General features: G+C 30.7%; 19 protein-coding genes. 10 read left to right on the forward strand and 9 right to left on the reverse strand.

The genetic code is table 11. The features are described from left to right. Positions 1-162 precede the first annotated feature (162 nt). Positions 163-1,062 carry a glycosyltransferase family 9 protein gene (locus ACXAHM_RS10665; RefSeq protein WP_474960428.1) on the forward strand — a complete coding sequence of 300 codons (900 nt, stop codon included), beginning with the start codon at positions 163-165 and terminating at the stop codon, positions 1,060-1,062. Positions 1,063-1,118: 56 nt separating this feature from the next. Here the strand turns inward: ACXAHM_RS10665 and ACXAHM_RS10670 are convergent, their stop codons facing one another. From ACXAHM_RS10670 to ACXAHM_RS10685, 4 genes are read right to left on the reverse strand one after another with little or no spacing between them, the layout of a single operon-like run. Further along, positions 1,119-1,796, reverse strand: a complete 678-nt coding sequence (locus ACXAHM_RS10670) for a hypothetical protein (protein WP_474960429.1) — start codon at positions 1,794-1,796, stop codon at positions 1,119-1,121. Further along, positions 1,783-2,151 carry a GntR family transcriptional regulator gene (locus tag ACXAHM_RS10675; protein WP_474960430.1) on the reverse strand — a complete coding sequence of 123 codons (369 nt, stop codon included), beginning with the start codon at positions 2,149-2,151 and terminating at the stop codon, positions 1,783-1,785. The genes ACXAHM_RS10670 and ACXAHM_RS10675 overlap by 14 nt, the downstream gene beginning before the upstream one ends. After that, positions 2,152-2,958, reverse strand: a complete 807-nt coding sequence (locus tag ACXAHM_RS10680) for a hypothetical protein (RefSeq protein WP_474960431.1) — start codon at positions 2,956-2,958, stop codon at positions 2,152-2,154. After that, the gene (locus tag ACXAHM_RS10685; protein ID WP_474960432.1) at positions 2,951-3,781 is read right to left on the reverse strand and encodes an ABC transporter ATP-binding protein; all 831 of its coding nucleotides are present in this window, start codon (positions 3,779-3,781) and stop codon (positions 2,951-2,953) included. The genes ACXAHM_RS10680 and ACXAHM_RS10685 overlap by 8 nt, the downstream gene beginning before the upstream one ends. 404 nt (positions 3,782-4,185) lie before the next feature. Here ACXAHM_RS10685 and ACXAHM_RS10690 point away from each other — a divergent pair, with 404 nt between their 5' ends. From ACXAHM_RS10690 to ACXAHM_RS10715, 6 genes are all read left to right on the forward strand, one after another. Next, complete coding sequence (locus ACXAHM_RS10690; protein WP_474960433.1) at positions 4,186-5,670, forward strand: LamG domain-containing protein; 1,485 nt, start codon at positions 4,186-4,188, stop codon at positions 5,668-5,670. A 57-nt stretch (positions 5,671-5,727) separates the two neighbouring features. Next, on the forward strand, positions 5,728-6,516 hold the full coding sequence (locus ACXAHM_RS10695; RefSeq protein ID WP_474960434.1) for a hypothetical protein: 789 nt from the start codon (positions 5,728-5,730) through the stop codon (positions 6,514-6,516). A gap of 23 nt (positions 6,517-6,539) precedes the next feature. Further along, entirely contained in the window at positions 6,540-7,310 is a 771-nt protein-coding gene (locus ACXAHM_RS10700; RefSeq protein WP_474960435.1) for a hypothetical protein, read from the forward strand. A gap of 42 nt (positions 7,311-7,352) precedes the next feature. Continuing rightward, positions 7,353-8,183: a hypothetical protein gene (locus ACXAHM_RS10705; protein ID WP_474960436.1), complete on the forward strand. Its 831-nt coding sequence runs from the start codon at positions 7,353-7,355 to the stop codon at positions 8,181-8,183. Between the two features lie 6 nt (positions 8,184-8,189). Beyond that, positions 8,190-9,647, forward strand: a complete 1,458-nt coding sequence (locus tag ACXAHM_RS10710; protein ID WP_474960437.1) for a LamG domain-containing protein — start codon at positions 8,190-8,192, stop codon at positions 9,645-9,647. Between the two features lie 803 nt (positions 9,648-10,450). Then, the gene (locus tag ACXAHM_RS10715) at positions 10,451-10,648 is read left to right on the forward strand and encodes a hypothetical protein (RefSeq protein ID WP_474960438.1); all 198 of its coding nucleotides are present in this window, start codon (positions 10,451-10,453) and stop codon (positions 10,646-10,648) included. Positions 10,649-10,712: 64 nt separating this feature from the next. On the opposite strand, the gene recA is transcribed toward ACXAHM_RS10715, so the two are convergent. Continuing rightward, positions 10,713-11,762 (reverse strand): recombinase RecA, encoded by a 1,050-nt coding sequence (gene recA, locus ACXAHM_RS10720; RefSeq protein ID WP_474960439.1) that lies wholly within the window; start codon positions 11,760-11,762, stop codon positions 10,713-10,715. Between the two features lie 560 nt (positions 11,763-12,322). Here recA and ACXAHM_RS10725 point away from each other — a divergent pair. From ACXAHM_RS10725 to ACXAHM_RS10735, 3 genes are all read left to right on the forward strand, one after another. Beyond that, positions 12,323-13,708, forward strand: coding sequence for a pyridoxal-phosphate dependent enzyme (locus ACXAHM_RS10725; RefSeq protein WP_474960440.1), 1,386 nt, complete (start codon positions 12,323-12,325; stop codon positions 13,706-13,708). A 133-nt stretch (positions 13,709-13,841) separates the two neighbouring features. After that, a complete protein-coding gene (locus ACXAHM_RS10730) occupies positions 13,842-14,552 on the forward strand; it encodes a hypothetical protein (protein ID WP_474960441.1) in 711 nt (236 codons plus the stop codon). Between the two features lie 175 nt (positions 14,553-14,727). Further along, positions 14,728-15,411: a hypothetical protein gene (locus ACXAHM_RS10735; RefSeq protein ID WP_474960442.1), complete on the forward strand. Its 684-nt coding sequence runs from the start codon at positions 14,728-14,730 to the stop codon at positions 15,409-15,411. Positions 15,412-15,416: 5 nt separating this feature from the next. Here ACXAHM_RS10735 and ACXAHM_RS10740 read toward each other — a convergent pair whose 3' ends face one another. The 4 genes from ACXAHM_RS10740 to ACXAHM_RS10755 form a co-directional block, all read right to left on the reverse strand. Beyond that, positions 15,417-15,917 (reverse strand): GNAT family N-acetyltransferase, encoded by a 501-nt coding sequence (locus tag ACXAHM_RS10740; RefSeq protein ID WP_474960443.1) that lies wholly within the window; start codon positions 15,915-15,917, stop codon positions 15,417-15,419. 92 nt (positions 15,918-16,009) lie between these two features. Next, a complete protein-coding gene (locus ACXAHM_RS10745; protein WP_474960444.1) occupies positions 16,010-16,576 on the reverse strand; it encodes a YceI family protein in 567 nt (188 codons plus the stop codon). A 126-nt stretch (positions 16,577-16,702) separates the two neighbouring features. Then, the gene (locus ACXAHM_RS10750; protein WP_474960445.1) at positions 16,703-17,737 is read right to left on the reverse strand and encodes an aminopeptidase; all 1,035 of its coding nucleotides are present in this window, start codon (positions 17,735-17,737) and stop codon (positions 16,703-16,705) included. Between the two features lie 236 nt (positions 17,738-17,973). After that, positions 17,974-19,251, reverse strand: a complete 1,278-nt coding sequence (locus ACXAHM_RS10755) for a spondin domain-containing protein (protein ID WP_474960446.1) — start codon at positions 19,249-19,251, stop codon at positions 17,974-17,976. Between the last annotated feature and the right edge of the window lie 105 nt (positions 19,252-19,356).

Raw genomic sequence — 19,356 nt, forward strand, 5'->3', positions numbered from 1 at the left:
TAAATTAAGGTTTAAACAGTGCTATAAGTAATCCTGTTTTTTTGAGTTATTCCCAATATACTAAGGAACAAAGTGAAAAGAAACTAATTCAGTAAAAGATGAGTGTATAATGTTATGAGAATACAAGTAATAGATAATATTGTTATAATTGGCAGTCCTTTAATGAAGGAATTTTCCATTTCATTACAGATAATCAGTGCTTTAAGGTCACATAACGACCAAATACACATCAATTGGGTAGGAGATTCAGCTCAAAAAGAACTTACTGAATATATTGAAGGTATCAACAGTTTTCATACTTATGAAGAAGCAGACGAATCTGTTTTAGCAAAAGCCAATGCTGTTCTTTTTCTTTCTGAAAATAAAGAATTGGCAAAAAAATGTAGGGATCTCAAAATTTCCATTCGAATTGGAGCAAAAGATAATTGGAGAAGTAATCGTCGTTTTACAGATACAGTAGATATTTCCAAACAAGATACTTTATTGGATTGTTATTTTGCATTACTCTCACCATTAGGAATCCAAAATCAAACTTCTTCTGATATTATTACTCCTCCTGTAAGTACTTTTAGAGGAATTATAAAAAAGGATTTAAAAAACATTCTTTTCTATCCTTACCGATTAGACACTCATAGAGTTTGGCCAGCTGTTAGGTATTTTGAATTGATAGATGTCTTACCAAAATACGAGAACAATTATGTTATCGCTGGAATGGAATTAGAAGGTAAAGCCTTACAAATGACTGCTCCAGAATTATTTAGAGTACCAAGTGTAAAAAATGCTACTGACCTAGAAGATATAATTGAAGTTTTGGCTTTGGTTGAAAAATCAGATTTGTTTATTACTTACAATAATGATATTGCCCATTTAGCTTTTGCAATGGGTAAAAAAGTGATTTGCATATCTTCTGCTGCAGAGTCTTTCTACATCAATAAAGAGATGAATTTTATATCTACGAATGATGTTTCTTGTATCAAATGTGTAGGAGAGAAGCCCTGTGAATGTTTAAGAAAGCTGAGTATTGATGAAGTTAAATCTCAGATAGAAAACTTGATGAATTAGATAAATATTAATATTAAAAAAGTTCCTTATCTTACAACAAGGAACTTTTCTTCATATTAGTGATAATAAAAAGTAACAGATGAACTTTCATCCTTATTCGTACTCATCTTTCCAGGATGTTTTATTCCAACATTTGAGTTATTAGATACTTCTGCTACGATATTATCATTAGAACCCCAACTCATAAATTTAGAATCCTCCACTTTTATTATTACTTCATCGAAATTAACCGATGAACGAAAATCAGAACCATTTTTACTATTTAATTCAATATTCACTTTTTCCTCATTTTCAGTGAAAACCTGAACATTAGAATGATCTAAATCTAACTTTAGTTTTTGACCGTTAAAATTTTTGATTTGTAAATCTGAATCTATGACATCACATTGAAGTTGATCTGAAGGCACTGTTAATTGAAGATTCAAAACACCTTCTCCTTTCTCTTTTGGTAGAGATTTAATGATAAGTGAATCTCCTTTTATCAAATAAGGAACATCTACTTTTTCTTCTCCTTTTCTAAAAGAGAACTTAAATTTATATTCCTCACCTGATGTGATAAAAACTATATAGTTTACATGATCTAACACTAAGTTTTTATGTGAAGGTGCTGATAACTCAATACTATTATCCACCATTTCTTTCTTTCCATTTGCTACAGAATACAATGCTCCTGTACAAATAAAAAGGCTTATACTACTTATCGCAGCAATTAATATTATATTACTTCTCTTCATGATATAATTCTTTTAGATAGTCTTGGAGTTCATCAAAAGTAACTCCTAGGTTCGTTGCTTGACGAACGGTTTCTGGAAGGGTTTCTTTAAGAAATAGAATCTTTTGAGCATTTAAGATCATATCTTTTGCTCCTTTACTTACAAAGTATCCTTTTCCCCTCTGTGTATAAATAATACCCTCTTGTTGTAAGGCAACATAGGCTTTGATTGTTGTATTTGGATTGACGCCAACAATACCTGCTAGTTCTCTTGTGGATGGAATTTTTCCTTCTTCTTTATATTCTCCACTAATAATTTTATCCTTCACGTCATCACCTATTTGGGTAAAAATGCTTTTTGTGTTTTTAAACTCCATCTACAATTCTTTTTCTTTTAATTTCAAATAACTACTCGTGATAAATGCAGTATTGATCAACAAAACTGAAAAAATAAGGAAATACATTGCTGCATCTTTCGTGTCGAAAAAGAATAAAGGTTGTTGACTACTAATGTATTCTTTGACATTCATTCTAATGAAGATCAGATAAACTAGAAAGCCATTAAAAATACCGATTAATGCAACTGCTAATACAGTTTGTGGAATTGTAAATTTTTTGAATAAAATAGCTCCTGTAAAAAAGATATTAAAGGCTGACCAAGGTAAAAGTATAAGAATCAAAAATGCCAATAGTTTTCTTACTACAACTTGACTCTCTACATTGGTACCCACAATATTATCAATAAAATTTGTGATAAACTCTAAGCCAATGTACCCAATACTTTCATCAAAAGAGGAATGAACTTCACCTTCAATCATATAGGATAATAAAACCAAAGCAGGAATTACAAAACATCCAACAATCACTGTAGACAGATATTCAAAGATAAATTTCTCTAGCTGTGAAATAGGAAATGTCAAATAAGTAATGATCTTTTTACGATTACGAAGTTGATGAAAAGCTCTGCTAATAATTGCTACGCCTGAAAAACAAACGCTAGCGATAAACATGCCCATTAGTACTTCATCCTCTATCGGTTCTTCATTTACAGCTCTTATTACTAAAAGAAATAAGATTACAAAAGTCATTAAACCACCTATTTCTATAAGTGTTCTTTGCTTATTGTAAACAAGTTCCATATAAATGTATTTCTTGAATCTATTGAAATCAAAAGTATTATTCATCTCTAATTAGTTTTTTATAGTCTTTAATTAATGCATTAAAAAAGAGTTCCAAGTCTACTTGAGTATCCTCTTCTTCTTGTTTTGGAGTGATCGTTTTGTATCCTCCTAATATTGGTTCTGCATAAATTGTTTCTACAGAAGATTGAAGTTTTGCTACTTTCAAGAAGTCATACTTTTGCGTTAGCTCAAATATAGATTCATTATAAATGACACCACCTTGATCCAAGACAATCAAATGATCAATGATATTACTGACATCTTTTACTTGATGAGTTGAAATCATAATAAGTTGATCTTCTTCAAAGCTGCCAGCCATAATTTTTCGGAAAGTGGCTTTTGATGGAATATCCAAACCATTTGTAGGTTCATCCATTAAAATAAACTCAGCTTTTGTTGCTAAAGCAAAGGCAATAATTGCTTTTTTCGTCTGACCATAAGACATTCCTTTTAGATTCATCTCAGGATTCAACTCAAATTCATTGAGTAAACGAATCATTAATTCTTTATCAAATCGAGGATAAAAAACGGAAGTGGTGGATACAAAAGATTGGATACTTACTGGAGGTAGATCAAATTCTTCTGGTACAAAGAATAGTTTAGATAAATAGGAAGGTTGACGATGAAAAGGATTCTCACCCAGTACATTCACAATTCCTTCTTGTGGTTGAATAAGACCACTCATCAGCTTGAATAAAGTACTTTTACCAGCTCCATTTTTTCCTAGTAAACCTACAATACAGCCTGCTTCTAATTCGAGAGAGAGATTATTCAAAATAGTTTTCTTCTTCGAGTAACTAAATTGAAGATTGTTAATTGACACCATAGTTATTTATAGTTGTTTTATAGTGCACTACTAATATAGTGCACTATAAAAGTGTTTTTATTTTTTTAGATCTCCAAATTTTAAGATGAAATTTCAATTTTTTTTTAGTTACTCAACCTTCAATATTTAATCTATAATAGCTCTCAATTCTTTATTAAAATAGGTAACAATAAGAGGTTTACTTGAAGTTATAAAAATTAAAAAAGTACTATTAACCAATTAAATAGGATTATAAAAATATTTTGTATGCTTATTTTAATTTATTGAAATATATTATGTAATATAATTATGAGGAAAATTCATTTTTTCTACAAATTGCGCCAACTACTTTTAGCTCAAATACTTACTGTCAATTATTAAATTCATAAGAATTAAAACTATTATTTTTAAATTAACATCAAACAATGAAGTATTTTAACTTTACTTCAATTTACATTTTAGCTGGTACTTTATTATTTTTCACAAGTTGTAATGTAGATGAAGTTCAAGTACAAGATGAAAATGAGCATCTAGTATTTGAAATTACAAGCGAACTATCTAACGCTAAAACTTCGAATAATCAAATTCCTTATTCTCTTTTAATTACCATAAAAGATGAGGAGGCGAATGAGATCTATTCCTCTAAAAATGTCACTATTTATAATTTTGAAGGAAAGTATATTAGTGAGCCTTTAGTAATTGCTAAAGGAAATTATAAGCTTACTGAATACAAGATCGTTAATGATCTTTCAGAAGTAATTTATGCCACCCCAACATCTACTTCTTCTTTACATCATTTGGTCAATCAACCATTGGATATGGAAATCATCATCCAAGAAAGTGAGGTAAATGAAGTTGCTCCACAAGTGATTAGTACAACTGGGTATACTTCTCAGGAATTTGGTTATGACTCTTTCGATTATAACCTATTCGAAAACCTGCAATTCTTTGTGGATGTTAAAGTGAAAAACAAAAGTGGTGAACTTGTTTCTACTCCTAGTGACTTAATTATATCAGTTGCTGAGGAAGAAAATTATGAACATCATATTTCTGCTGAGGTAAATAAAGTTTCTACCTATGGTAATTATGAAAACTATTCACTTTCAGTCAGTAAAGAAGGACATATCATTTTTTCTACTGTGTACACAAAAGAAGAACTGGAAGGCTTTACTTCAGAGAGTCCACTAGAAATCGAATTGATCAACTTTTTAGATCAACCATTATTACACCTTCCTTTTTCTAATTCGTTATTGGATATTTCAGGTAATAACTACAATGGTTCTTATTCTGCAACAACACCAAACTATGTCGTAGATTATAATGGAATAAGTGACGACGCAGTACATTTAAGTAATTCAGGAGAATACATCAATGTTCCTGCAATCAATGATTTCTCAACAAATCAAATTACTGTTGCCACTTGGGTTAGACCAACGCAATTCTATTTTTCAGAATGTCAATTGAATATGATTATTCTAAATAAGACTGACAATGAAAGTAACCATGGTTTATGGTATTTAGCCTATGGTGATAATTTTGCAGATGGGAGTAATTGTAACAACTATGACCCGGAAAATACTCCATTTGGATTTAGAGTTGATTTTGAAGATGGATCAATAGGTTTTGAGTACACAACTACCCGAATTAATTTGAATCAATGGTACTTTGTCGTTGGTCAATATGATGGTAAATACTTGAATATCTACGTTAATGGAGAATTAGAAACTCAAGTAGAATACGATAAAACTTTAAAAGTATTTAGTAATGGTCTTACTATCGGTAGAGACACTGGAAGTGATAAATTCCCCTATAATATGAGAGGTGATATTGATGATATAAAATTATTCAATAGAGCTTTGACACAAGAGCAGATTTTAGAACTGTATCATGAAAAAGTAAACTTAAAGTAAGTAAAAACAAAAAGAGTTAAAGTAGTTAAAACTAGTATTTTACTTATTAAAAGCTTTATGAAAAATCATATTATATATTTCATAGCTTCTTTAATTTTTAGTTTCCTGATTGGTTGTAAAAATGAAGAAGTCAATTTATCAGCTCATGATAATAATGGAAGTGTTGTTTTTGAACTTAACAATAATTCCAATAATAGATTAAAAACAACACAAACTCCCTCTTCAATACTATTAACGTTAACTGATTCAGAAGGGAATATTCTTTATTCTTCAAAAGAAATTGAATTAGTTGATTTTGGTGGAAGTTATAAAACCAACGCCTTTCCTTTAAAACAAGGCAACTATATAATAACTGAATACTTAATCGTTAATAGCAATTCAGAAGTTATCTATGCTACACCAAAACAAGATGCTGAATTAGCTTATTTAGTAGACGAACCTCTTCCTATTTCATTTAACGTTGAAACGGATAACATTAGTAACCTTAATCCTGAAGTGATTTCAACAGAGAATATTTCAGCGGAAGATTTAGGCTATGCTACATTTGAATTAGAAATCGTTGAAACTTTCTCTTTTAATGTAGCAGTAATGGTTTTTGACCAAGAAAGCAATTCATTTCAACTGACAAATAGTACACTTCAAGTTTACTACGAGGACGCCTTATTATTAGAAGAAGATCTTTCTGATGAAACATCAGGTTTTAGAATTAAATCTGGAGACCAGCCTTATAAAGTTATTGTTTCAAAAGAAGGTTATATCGCTTATGAAATGGATTATTCTATGGATGATTTAAATGAGTTCAATGATGAAAATCCATTAATCATTCAATTACAAAAAGCAGAGTAATCAGAAAGAAAAAGAAATCAACAATGAATAATCTAACAATAAAATATAGTCTATTAATAGGCATTCTATTTTCTTTCTTTAGTTGCACAGACCAAAAGGAAGAAATCAAACTCCAAGAAGGTAGTATTCAATTCCAATTAAATACTACTTCTAATTCTAGAATTACTTCTGATTTAATGCCTTCTAAAGTCGTTGTTTCGGTAAATGATCAAGAGGATAATTCTATCTTTTCTTCAAAAGAAATCGAATTGTATCAACTTGACGGTCGTTATTTAAGTCAACCGATAAACCTTCCTACAGGAGCATATACTTTGGTTGATTATGTAGTATTAAATGATAATGATGAAGTAATCTATGCAACTCCAAAGCAAGGAGCTGAGTTAGCGGATTTAGTATCTAATCCATTACCAATTGATTTCGCTATTGTAAAAGATGAATTTACAAATGTTGCTCCTGAAGTAATAGAAGTAGAAGAACATTCATCAATAGCATTAGGCTACAGTACTTTTGGATATGAGATCGTGGATACTTTTCATTTTTATGTTGGAGTAATCGATCATGAAACTGGTGAAATGATCAATTCAGCTATTCTAATTGAGGATATCGAGAATAATATAGATTTTGAATCAACACTTTCTGCTAAAGTTTCTCCAATCCGATTAAGAGAAGATGGAAGTCAATTTGACATTTCAGTTAGCAGTTCTAGCTACACCAACTACACATCTTCTTTAAGTATTGAAGAATTAAAAATGTACACTGCTACATCACCTCTTCTTATTCGACTAAAAAAATAGCAAACTCAATAAAGTCTAGAACACTTTATAAAAACAGAAAACATGAAAATTATTAATAGATATAGTTTTCTTCTTTTTTCACTAATTGGACTTATGACAAGTTGTGGTAGTGATGAAGGAGGAAGCAATAACAATCCAACTCCGGATCCAGAACCTGAAGTAAAAGTTGATGGAACTATTGTCTTTGAAATCAACAATGCTGACTTAGCACATGATGATTTATCTGAAAATTCAACACCTTTTTCCATCGTTATTTCTTTATTAAATGAAGAAGACGATACAGAAACTTTTACTTCTGAAACATTTGAATTGACAGCTGTACCTTTTGGTTTTAAGACTGAAGATATAACATTATTAGAAGGAGATTATTCTCTTACAGAATATCTAATTCTCAATAGTGAAAATAAAGTTATTTATGCTACACCTAAAAGTACTTCTCCCTTAGCTAGTGAAGTAAATGATCCACTTCCAATTGCGATTAATGTAGTAGGAGAGGAAACAACGAGTGTTTCTCCAGAAGTTTTATCCACTGCCAGTATTGATCCTGAAGAATTAGGATATGCCACTTTTGAACTAAACATTGTTGAAACAATGCCGATTTCTATTGGCGTGATGATTTATAATTATTCTTCTAAAAGTTTCGAATTGACTGCTGCTTCTTTAACAATTGATGATACTGAAAAGACATTAATTGAAAAGGAATTAGAGAATAAAACTTCTCATCTAGTGATTCAGAGTAATGTAGAGGAATACATTATTCAAATTAAAAAAGAAGGGTATGAAGGATTTGTCAAGACCTATTCTAATAGTGAATTAAAAGTTCACAATAGTGAAAATCCTCTATTAATTCAATTACAAGAAGTTATTAATTAGATCATGATGAAAAAATCAATTTTAAATATTATGCTTTCTATCCTTCTTGTAGGATTTTCACTTACAAGTTGCGACACACAAAAAGAAGAGGCTATAACAGAAGGAAATCTAGTTTTTGTAGTTGATCAGGCATTCAATAATGCTAGAATTTCTGCCGATTTAGAGCCTACTTATGTTCTTGTTTCGATTTCAAATACTGAAGGTACTTCTGTATTCAATTCAACAAAACTAGCACTCAATAGTTTTGAAGGTAAATTACAATCGGAAGGTCTTTCACTACTCAACGGTTCTTATTTTTTAGATGAATATCATGTCATCAATGCTTCTAATGAAGTGATTTATTCTACACCTAAATCAGATGCCGAGTTAGCTTATTTGGTTAAAAAACCATTATCAATAGAATTAAACATTTCAGAAAATGAAGTTACTTCATTACAACCTGAAGTAATTAGTACCGAAGGACATGAAGCGGTAGATTTTGGATATGCAACCTTTAGTTTTAACATCGTAGATGTATTCTCTTTTGGAATTGAAGTAAAGGATATTGATACAGATGAATTAATTACTTCTCAAGTTAATATCAAGAATGACAACAGTGCTAATAGCTTTGAATTAGAAGCAGAAGTCTCTAAAATTTCTCTTAAAAATGATGGAGAGAATTTTACTTTTTCTGTAATCAAAGAAGGCTATTACTCTAGTAATTTTAGTATTCCAAAAGAAGAACTAGAGCAATATTCAATCGATAATCCGATTATTGTTTCATTAGAAGTTTATGGCAATAGTTTATTGGCTCACTTTCCATTTAATAATTCATTAAAAGATATATCGGGTAATGATTATCATGGTACTCATTCCTTAGGAATACCAAATTATGTAGTGGATTATCATAACAATGCCGCTAATGCACTTACATTAGATAATAAAGATCAGTACATCAATGTACCAGCAATAACTGATTTTTCTTCCAATGAAATCGCTGTTGCGGTATGGATCAAACCAAAAGAGTTTTATTCTAAAAGTTGTCAATTAAATATGATAATTGGCAATAGAGTCAGTGGTAATGGTTTATGGTATTTGGGTTACGGAGATAATTTTGCTGACGGAAGTGACTGCGGTAATTATGATCCAGAAAATACCCCTTTTGGATTTAGAATAGCTTTTGATGATGGTTCATCAAGTTTTGATAAATCTGAAACACTAATTTCTTTAGATGAATGGTATTTTGTAGTAGCTCAATACAATGGTACTCATTTAAATATCTATGTCAATGGGGAATTAGAAACAGAAGTTGAGTACAATAAAACTTTAGTGGTTAATGATACTGATATTGTCATTGGTAGAAGTATATACGATAGCAATTTTCCGTACAATATGAATGGAGATTTAGATGATATCAAAATTTTCAACAGAGCATTAACATTAGAGCAAATTCAGGCATTATATCTTGAAAAAGTAAATTTATAATCCCGTTTTCTAATTATTAAAAATCTCCTTTTATCTATTTACAGGTAAAAGGAGATTTCTTTTTAAGTAATTTTATTCACATAGTACTTTTGAAAAGTCTAAAAAGAAACAACTTTCATAAGTTATCAACATTGTGTAATATGCACTTTCCACAATGTGGATAAATACTATTTTTTGAAGAATTAGAGATAATTTCAAAGAAACTTATAAATAGATACATTAACCATCTCAAATGTTGATAACTTTATCATAATTCAATAAATGTTGATAAAAACAAAACCTTATTTTCATTCTGAGTAAAGGATATTCAATATCTTTTTTGAGTTATCAACAATCAATCACTGATATTATCACTCAAAAAGAGACAAATATTTTCTATTAATAACTTATAAATCAATAAAATAATTGAATCTATTTTTATCAATGATAACTTCTAAAGCCTATATACCTTTTTTAGTTAAAAATATATTAATTCTCATAACATTGTGAATAAGTCTACTCATATTAGTAAGTTGATAACTGTATATTTCTACTTTAATAACTTATCAAATATATATTCAACATCAACTTGAAAGCTATACTGATTTTTTTTAATGTATTAGGTCTTAACAAATGAGTTATTCACAATCAAACCTTAAAAACAGAACAGCTGAGTAAATGTTGATAAGTTTATTTTAATCCTAAAGGAAAGAACTTTTATAAATTCTATTTAAGAGATTCATTAGTAAATTGAAATGATGATTGATCAAAAATCAGGATTCAAGTAAACTATAAACTATTATTCTACTTATTTTTTATCTGACATGTTTAAAAAACTTTTTGCCAAGGTTGGTCTTGGAAGTGCCAAAACTTTGAAAAATGTTGGAACTGCTGATATCATTTCTTTTACAGAAAATGAATTAATCATTGAAGCAAAAGTTTCAAGAGAAACAAGCATTAATGGCTCTATGACGGTAGTCTCTTTAGAAGCTAGAATGGAATGTTCAAGATCATTTTCTTGAAAAAGATAAAGCCAGACACATTCGAAATGTGTCTGGCTTTTTTATGTTCTAAAGTATTTAGGAATTACTTTTCTGCAGCAGCAGGAGCTTCTTCCTCAGCAGGAGCTTGACCAAATACTTGTACTTTGATTTTCTCTTCTAATTCTTCCATTAACTCAGGGTTGTTTTTGATCAACTCTTTTACAGTTTCTCTACCTTGACCTAACTTTGAACCGCTGTATGAGAACCATGAACCTGCTTTGTTTACGATTTCAAACTCAACAGCCATATCTAATACCTCACCAGCACGAGAGATACCTTCACCATAAAGGATATCAAACTCAGTTTGCTTGAATGGAGGTGCTACTTTGTTCTTCTGAACTTTCACTCTTGTACGATTACCAGTTACGTTATCAGCAGATTCTTTGATCGCACCAATACGACGGATATCCAAACGTACAGAAGCATAATATTTTAAGGCGTTACCACCAGTTGTTGTTTCAGGGTTACCGAACATTACACCAATTTTCTCACGTAATTGGTTAATGAAGATTGCTGAACAGTTTGTTTTAGAGATTGCACCAGTAATTTTACGAAGTGCTTGAGACATTAAACGAGCGTGAAGACCCATTTTACTGTCACCCATATCACCTTCTAATTCTGCTTTTGGTACTAAGGCAGCAACTGAATCGACTACCATTACATCAATTGCACCTGAACGTACTAATTGTTCTGCAATTTCTAATGCTTGTTCACCATGATCAGGCTGAGCAACAAGAAGACGTTCCATGTCGATTCCTAATTTCTCAGCATAAATTTTATCAAAAGCGTGCTCTGCATCGATAAATGCAGCCATTCCACCTTGTTTTTGAGCTTCTGCAATGATGTGTAAAGTAAGTGTTGTTTTACCAGAAGATTCAGGACCATAGATTTCAATGATACGACCTTTTGGTACACCTCCTACACCTAACGCTAAGTCAAGACCTAATGATCCAGTAGAAATAACAGGTACGTCTACAACGCTATCATCTGTCATTTTCATTACAGCACCTTTACCGAACTGTTTTTCTAACTTAGCAATAGTAGTTTCTAGTGCTTTTAATTTTTCTGTGTTTTGACCTTTATCCGCAGCCATGATAATTATAATTTAAATGGTGTAAGTTCTCTTTGTAAATCCCAATCAGAAACCTTTTCTGATTGTTTATACTACAAATGTAGGGGACATGAACGTAACACAAGTACGTACTTCTAAAAAATGTCAATTATTTTCAACATTTCTTTAAAAATTTATCAAATGTCTCATTTTTGAAACTTTTACCGATAAATATTTAAACAAATATAAAATTAAGTTTTTACAAAAACTACTAAAGATTAAAATATTATCACATTATTGACATTTAATTAATCAATGATATTTATTTAAACATTTATAAATCTATAAACACGCTAAAAAGGAGGATTTGTTTAAAATTGTGGTAACAATAAGATATTCTGTAGCATAAAAAGCCAAAATAGAGAGCAAAATGAAAGAGTGATAATGTTTGAATGAGATGAAAAAAGAAGAGTAGTGATAAATTTTATAAAAACACCTTCAAAATCAGTGGATTTATAGTCTAAATAATTGTTTCGAAAAGTCGCTATCGTAACTTTGAAGAAATTTGGAGATTGTACAACTTACAAACACAAATAGATAACATGAGCGAAACAAAACATGACCTTATTTCTCTAATTGGAAATACACCCCTTGTCAAAGTAAGTAATATAGATACAGGCAACTGCGAACTTTATTTAAAATTAGAAAATCAAAACCCTGGTGGTTCTATAAAAGATAGAATTGCTTTGAGCATGATTGGAAATGCTGAAAAAGCAGGAAAAATTAAGCCGGGAGATACATTAATAGAAGCTACTGCAGGAAATACTGGATTAGGTTTAGCCTTAATCGCTATTCTTAAAGGATATAAACTGATTTTAGTAATGCCTGATAAGATGAGTAAAGAAAAGGTTTCTCATCTTAGAGCAATGGGAGTGGAAGTGCTTTATACGCGTTCTGATGTAGGTAAAGGGCATCCAGAATATTACCAAGATATGGCTAAGCGTATCTCTGAAGAAAAGGGATACTATTATATAGATCAATTCTCTAACCCTGACAACTCATTAGCACATGAGTTAACTACTGGCCCTGAAATTTTAGCACAAATGGGCGGTAATGTTGATGCTGTTGTCGCTGGTGTTGGTTCTTCTGGTACAATTTCAGGTATGGCTGCTTTCTTTAAAAAGGCAAATCCATCAACAGAACTTGTATTAGCAGACCCTGAAGGTTCTATCCTTAAAGATTACATCGATAAAGGAGAATATGGAGAAGCAGGTTCATGGTATGTGGAAGGTATTGGTGAGGATTTCATTCCTGCTATTGCTGACTTTTCTTTAACCAAAACAGCATACTCTATTCCAGATAAAGAAAGTCACAATACTGCTCGTGAATTATTATTGAAAGAAGGCATCTTAGGAGGTTCTTCTACAGGTACATTATTAGCAGCAGCTTTACGTTATTGTAGAGAACAAACGGAGCCAAAACGTGTGGTTACTTTTGTTTGTGATAGTGGAAATAAATACTTCTCTAAATTATTCAACGATCATTGGATGAAAGAGAAAGGGTTTATTGAAAAAGAAACTTTTGGTGATCTTCGTGACTTGATCTCGAACTACTATGACAAAGGTGAAGTAGTAACAGCAAGTATTGAGGATACATTATTAGATGCTTATAAAAAAATGAAGATGTACGATATCTCTCAACTTCCAATTATGGACGGAGATGAGATCTTGGGTATCATCGATGAATCAGATATTCTTTTCAGTGTATATGATGATGAAACTGCTTTCGAGCGTTTCGTTGCCGAATACATGACAAGTAATCTGGTAATCGTAGAATCTTCTGATAGTATTGACCGATTAATGGAAATCTTCAGAGATGGTATGGTTGCCATCTTAAAGAATGAAGGAAACTTTGTTGGTTTAATTACTAAGATTGACGTCTTAAATCACTTAAGACAACAAACGGCTACTGATAAAGGTAAAGGATAGACTTTTTTGAAGGAAGAAGTATGAGGGAAGAGTGAAAAGGTGCTTTAAGGTATCTTTTCACTCTTTTTTTTTATATATTTTTTTTATTAAGTTAGTGAGTTAATTCTAACAAAAAGCAAACTTAAACTACCTTATGAAAACTTCTCTTTATCTTATATTTATACCTACTTTCTTATTTTTTTCATGTAATCTCAATGAAGAAAAAATAGAACAACATAAGTTAAATCTTATAGTTGAAGAAGGTGAAATTCTAGATTTGAACATTATAAAAATCGAAAATGATCAACATTTCTTCTTAGAAGCTGAAAGTAATCGGCTCAAAGAGAATGGAGTGATAGATCTACCTGAAAATGGTACCTATCAAATATCAGTTAGAGTTGATATAAAAGGCACTATGTATGGTGATTTTAATGTTATTGAAATCAATGAACAAAAAAGTATTTCAGTTACACTTTCTCCACAAGATCAAGTTGGATCATTAAGAGTTTTGATTAATGGAGATTATTCAAATAAAAAACTTTATGCAGCAGTTATTGTTAAAGAAACTCCAGAACTTCCTTATGGGTCAACTACAAAAGAGCATATGACTAATTTTATCAATCACTCTGTGGTTATATCTGATAAAATGAATAATGATGATATTATTATAGAGAATATACCTGCTAATAGTAAGTATATTGATGGGTATGGTAGTTTAATATACTTAAATAGTAATGTAGAATCTGCTTATTGTATCGTAATGGTTTACGATGAAGATTTTACAGTTAATGGTTATGGAATTGTACATGGCATTAAGGCACAAAATGAAGAGTTTACGACTGTGTATTTACAAGAGGTAAATTAAAAAGAAGAAAATAAAATATAGAGAAAGAGTGAAGAGGTACTTTGGGTATTTTTTCACTCTTTTTTTCGTTAAAAATCTTAAGCTAACTTAAAGTAAATAGAGTATTTAGTTATGTAAAAACATAAATATCTAACTTATAAAAGTAGATATACTCTCTTTTTCAATTGATACTATTATGCTTAAAATACAAACTATAATATGCTTACTCATCAGTTTCTTATTTTCATGTAACAAGGAGTTAGAAGTTTTTCATAAAAATGAGCAGTCAGAGTTCTATAAAATCAAAATTTATAGAAATTCGGAACTTTATCCCAATTCAAAATTAAATACTTATTCAGACTTTAAATTGAAAATCACTTCTTCTTTTCTTGATAAAAATAGAAAGACATATGACTATGATAGTTTCTATTTTGTTTATGACAATAATAAAAATACACTTAAAGGTAATTGGCTAGAAGAGGATATTATTGAATGGAGTTTTGATAGTAAAAAAACAATTAATATTAATCATCAACAGATCAATATTAGTAAATTTTTAAAATTGAAATTAAATAACTGTTCATGTTGCCCTGACAACTATTATGATACTCTCAGTACGCTTTATTTTAGTAATGAACTAGGACTTATTCATGAATTAGGTTGGAGATACCAGCAGAATTTTGAAGTCACTGAAAATTCTATTCTTGAAGGTATTGATGATGTTACACTTTTATTTGAGGAATTAAATAAAGATGAAGATTTCTATCCTAACGTACATAAAACTGCATTAAGAAAAGAGCTTAAAATATCAGAAATAATAATTCCTGAAGAGGAAGAGGAAATCGATGATATTGAACTTGAACTCCCTAAACCTGAATAATTAAATTAATCTTCTTTCAGTTTCGCATAAAAGTATTCATCATATATAATTTCATTTTTTACGATAGCCTTTCGATGAATTCCTTCAAGAGTATACCCATTTTTTTCTAATGCTTTCATTGACCCTTTATTATGATCAATGACGCCTGCATAAATTCGCTCAAGATTTAATTTTTCAAATCCATAGGAAGATATTTCTGCTATGGCTTGAGACATTATTCCTTTTCCCCAGAATTTTTCACCCAACCAATAACCAATTTCAGCACTCAAGCGATGGATATCTTCTTGTTTCATTAAAGTAATCACTCCACAAAATTCATCATGAAAGGTAATTGCAAAAGTTGTAGAAGGGGAGATGGTATTAGTAACATCAATAAAATGATCAGCATCTGATAAAGTATAAGGATAGGGGATACGATCTCTTAAATTATCGAGTATATTTCGATTATTAATAAGAGCAACAATAGTATCACGATCCTCGCTTGTTGGTAACCTTAATTTTATCATAATCTAATATAACAAAAAAAGGGAGCTAAGTGATGTAAACTTAACTCCCTTTTAGGTCAAACTAAAAGTTCAATATTTTTAAAAAACTATGATTATAAAGTTTCTACTTTGAATTTGATATCGAAGTTATTTGAAATTGCTTTGTCACCTAAGTTGTCAAAGAAAGAATCAGAACCGTATTTTAAACCGAATTTAGTTCTGTCGATTTCAATTGCACCTTCTAAAACATGTTTTTTACCCGCTTCAGTTAAAGTTGCGTCAAAAGCTACTTCTTGAGATACACCTTTGATTGTCATATCGCCAGTGATTTTTAATTTACCATCTACCTCTTCTGCTGATTTAACAACAAATTTTGCAGTAGGATACTTCTCTACATCGAAGAAGTCACCTGATTTTAAATGACCATCTAGCTTTTGTTTCCACTCACCTTCTAAATCAGTAGAGTTTAAAGAAGTAATATCAATTACGATTTCACCACCTTTTAAAGCTCCTTTTTTGATTTTCAACTCACCATCTTTTACTGTTACAGTACCTGTATGTGTAGAACCAACTACTTTGTGACCTGTCCACTCTACTTTAGAGTTATCAGCTGAAATTTTTTGGCCGAATGATACTAGTGAGAATAATAAAGCTACTAGTGTTAAAGAAATATTTTTCATAGTGTATAAAATTTAGATAGAATGTTTTCTTTTTGTTTTTATGATGATACAAATATATGTACAGACGATATTTGTTCAAACAAATTACAAGAAATTATTTTATAAAATTTCATAAACAACTGATTATTAGTTTATTATTTTTTTGATTAAATGTAATAATGATTGTTCTTTGGTTTTCAAATAAGAAAAGTAAGCATGAAAGTCACTATTGAAATCATTTTTGAATTCTTCTTTAAACTCATTCTGCTTTCCTCTATATCGAATATATCCTAAAAATAAATTGTTGTTAGGTGTATAATTATCAAAATAATGGCAATATCCACTATTCGCAAAAGATAGATCTTGAATACCTTCAGTGATTTCTTTGATTTTTTTATCCTTTAAAATAGTTTTCTCCTTATCACTCATCCCTTCTGGAAATGAATTATAAAGTGCATCCAATTCTTTAGCACTTTTAAGAAGATATTCTGAAAAAGTCTTTCGATCCTGTTTTTTAGCCACATACTTGATATATTCTGAAGAGTATTTACCGTATTTATAAGTTAAAAAACGTTTTGTTCCTTCATCACCCACAAAGTCTGCTAAGTTTTCGTTATAGGATACACTATTTTTCAAATATAAAGTACCATGTGTTAATTCATGAATGATTAGATGGGTAAGGTCTCCTTCATTTCTTTTCAACATACTTGAAAGAATAGGATCATCTAAAAATCCTAGAGTGGACCATGCTGAAACTTCTCGAATAGAAGCATCCCAACCTTCATTGATAAGTTCTTCTTTTGCTTCTACGACAAGATCTTTATTAAAAAAACCTTTATAGGAAAAAGATCCAGCAATTGGGAATGACCATTTTTTTGCTTCAAGAGCAAAAGGTTTACTTCCTGTCACTATCCACAATATTGGTTTTCCTTTTTGATCATAAAGTCTTGTATAACTTCCTGAAGGATCTAACCCTAAAGAATCAATTGTAAATTGTCGAATCTCTTGAATAAGAAGTATTTTATCTTTTTGTTCTTGCGTAAATGAAGTATCGTTAAGAAAAACTTCTATTGGTTCCGTATTCGTGATAATATCCAATTGTCCCATTCCCTGTCTAATACCATAAATTGCTTCTTCATGATAGTATCCCAAGAAACAAATCACACTAATAAATAGTGTCATTAATATTCTCTTAAGTATTGTGACAATTGTTTTTTTATTCATGAATATCTGAATTGCTAAGTTTTGAATATAAAACTACAAAAGTAGAAATATCAAGTTAGTAACATAAAGGGTTAGAAAACAAAAAAGCCTCCTACTAAATTTAGTAGGAAGCTCGTTGTATTTAAAGTACTAACACTCTATCCAATTCAATTATTCACTATTAGTTCCAATAATAATGGGTTAATAAGTTAGGTTTATAAAGATTCAGAACTGATTGTAATTCTAAGCATATCCATATTTTCAGGAAGATTTGAACTTCTCTGTGTTTCTTCTTCAACAGTACCATTTTCAGTTTCACCAGTATTTGGTCCTGCTTGACGTGGTGCTTGATTAGCCCCTGCTCCTGCATATTCGTCTACTTCTGTTCCAGCATCGATCAACATTAATAAATCAGATAAATCACCCGAGATAGGTTGTCCATTACTGAAAAGATTAACGTTATCTAATCCTAATACCCAATCGTTAGATTGTACCAACATAGTAGCTAAAGAAAGCATATCACCATCTGTAGCTGTGAAAGTAAAGCTATAAGACTGACCAGGTAAAATAGGACCTGCTCCATCTGCTCCAACAGGAGTATTGAAGTGATTTTCGAATCCTGATGCATCACCATCTTCTGCTAAAGCTTCAAACGCTGAAGATGCTGCTTCACCTACCATAAATACTGTATTTTCATTTCCTACAGAAAACGCTCCTGGAGCAAATGGAGAAACTAATCCAGACATTTCAGATAGCATTGCATCATTTACCGCTGTCATTCCATCTTCCGCAAGATCTTCTAAACCTTCTGAAGCTGCTTCACCTTCCGTAAATAATGGATATTGACCCTGAGAATGAATTACCCAGTTTCCTGGTGCAAATGGCGACATTAATGAAGCATTATCAGAAATATTATTTACTGTAACTGTAAAACGAGTTCCACCATCATGAGCAATTGATACTTGAATCATATCACTTACACTTGGATAATCAAATCCATCATTTACTTCAGAAATCAATCTTACTACTCCATTTTCAGTCTCACCAACATCTGTCATTCCTTCCCCTTGACGAGGTGCTTGATTTGGCCCAACACCAGGTTCTTCATTTACTTCAGTGCCAGCATCCCATAGATAAAATTGAGAAGTAATATCGCCCGTTAATGCATTTCCTTCTTCATCGTACAGTGCAATACCACCATCATTAGGTGCATAAAATAAATCGTTAGACTGTACAAGCATAGTAGCAAAGCTCAAGTAATGTCCTTTACCTGCATTAAAAGTAAATTCTTGACTATTACCTGGTGCAAGTAATCCATCGGTAGTTCCAAAATTGTAGTAATCTCTAGCAGAAAATGCATTTTCTACTGTAACTGTAAATGTTGTTTCTGGTAATACTTCTGGGTTATTATCGTTGTTATTTTCGTCGTCGTCAGTACAACTTGTTAATGCTAATGATGATAAAAAAGCAAAAGCTAAAATTGAGTTTTTCATTTTGATTGATATGTTATAAGTACAAATTTATTTTAAAGTAATTGTTAGCACCTAGTTGTTTTAAGGTGGTTAGTAAAAGGCTTCATAGCTGGTTGTTTTAAGAGC

The organism is Flammeovirga sp. AWQ4_249 (assembly GCF_056161045.1).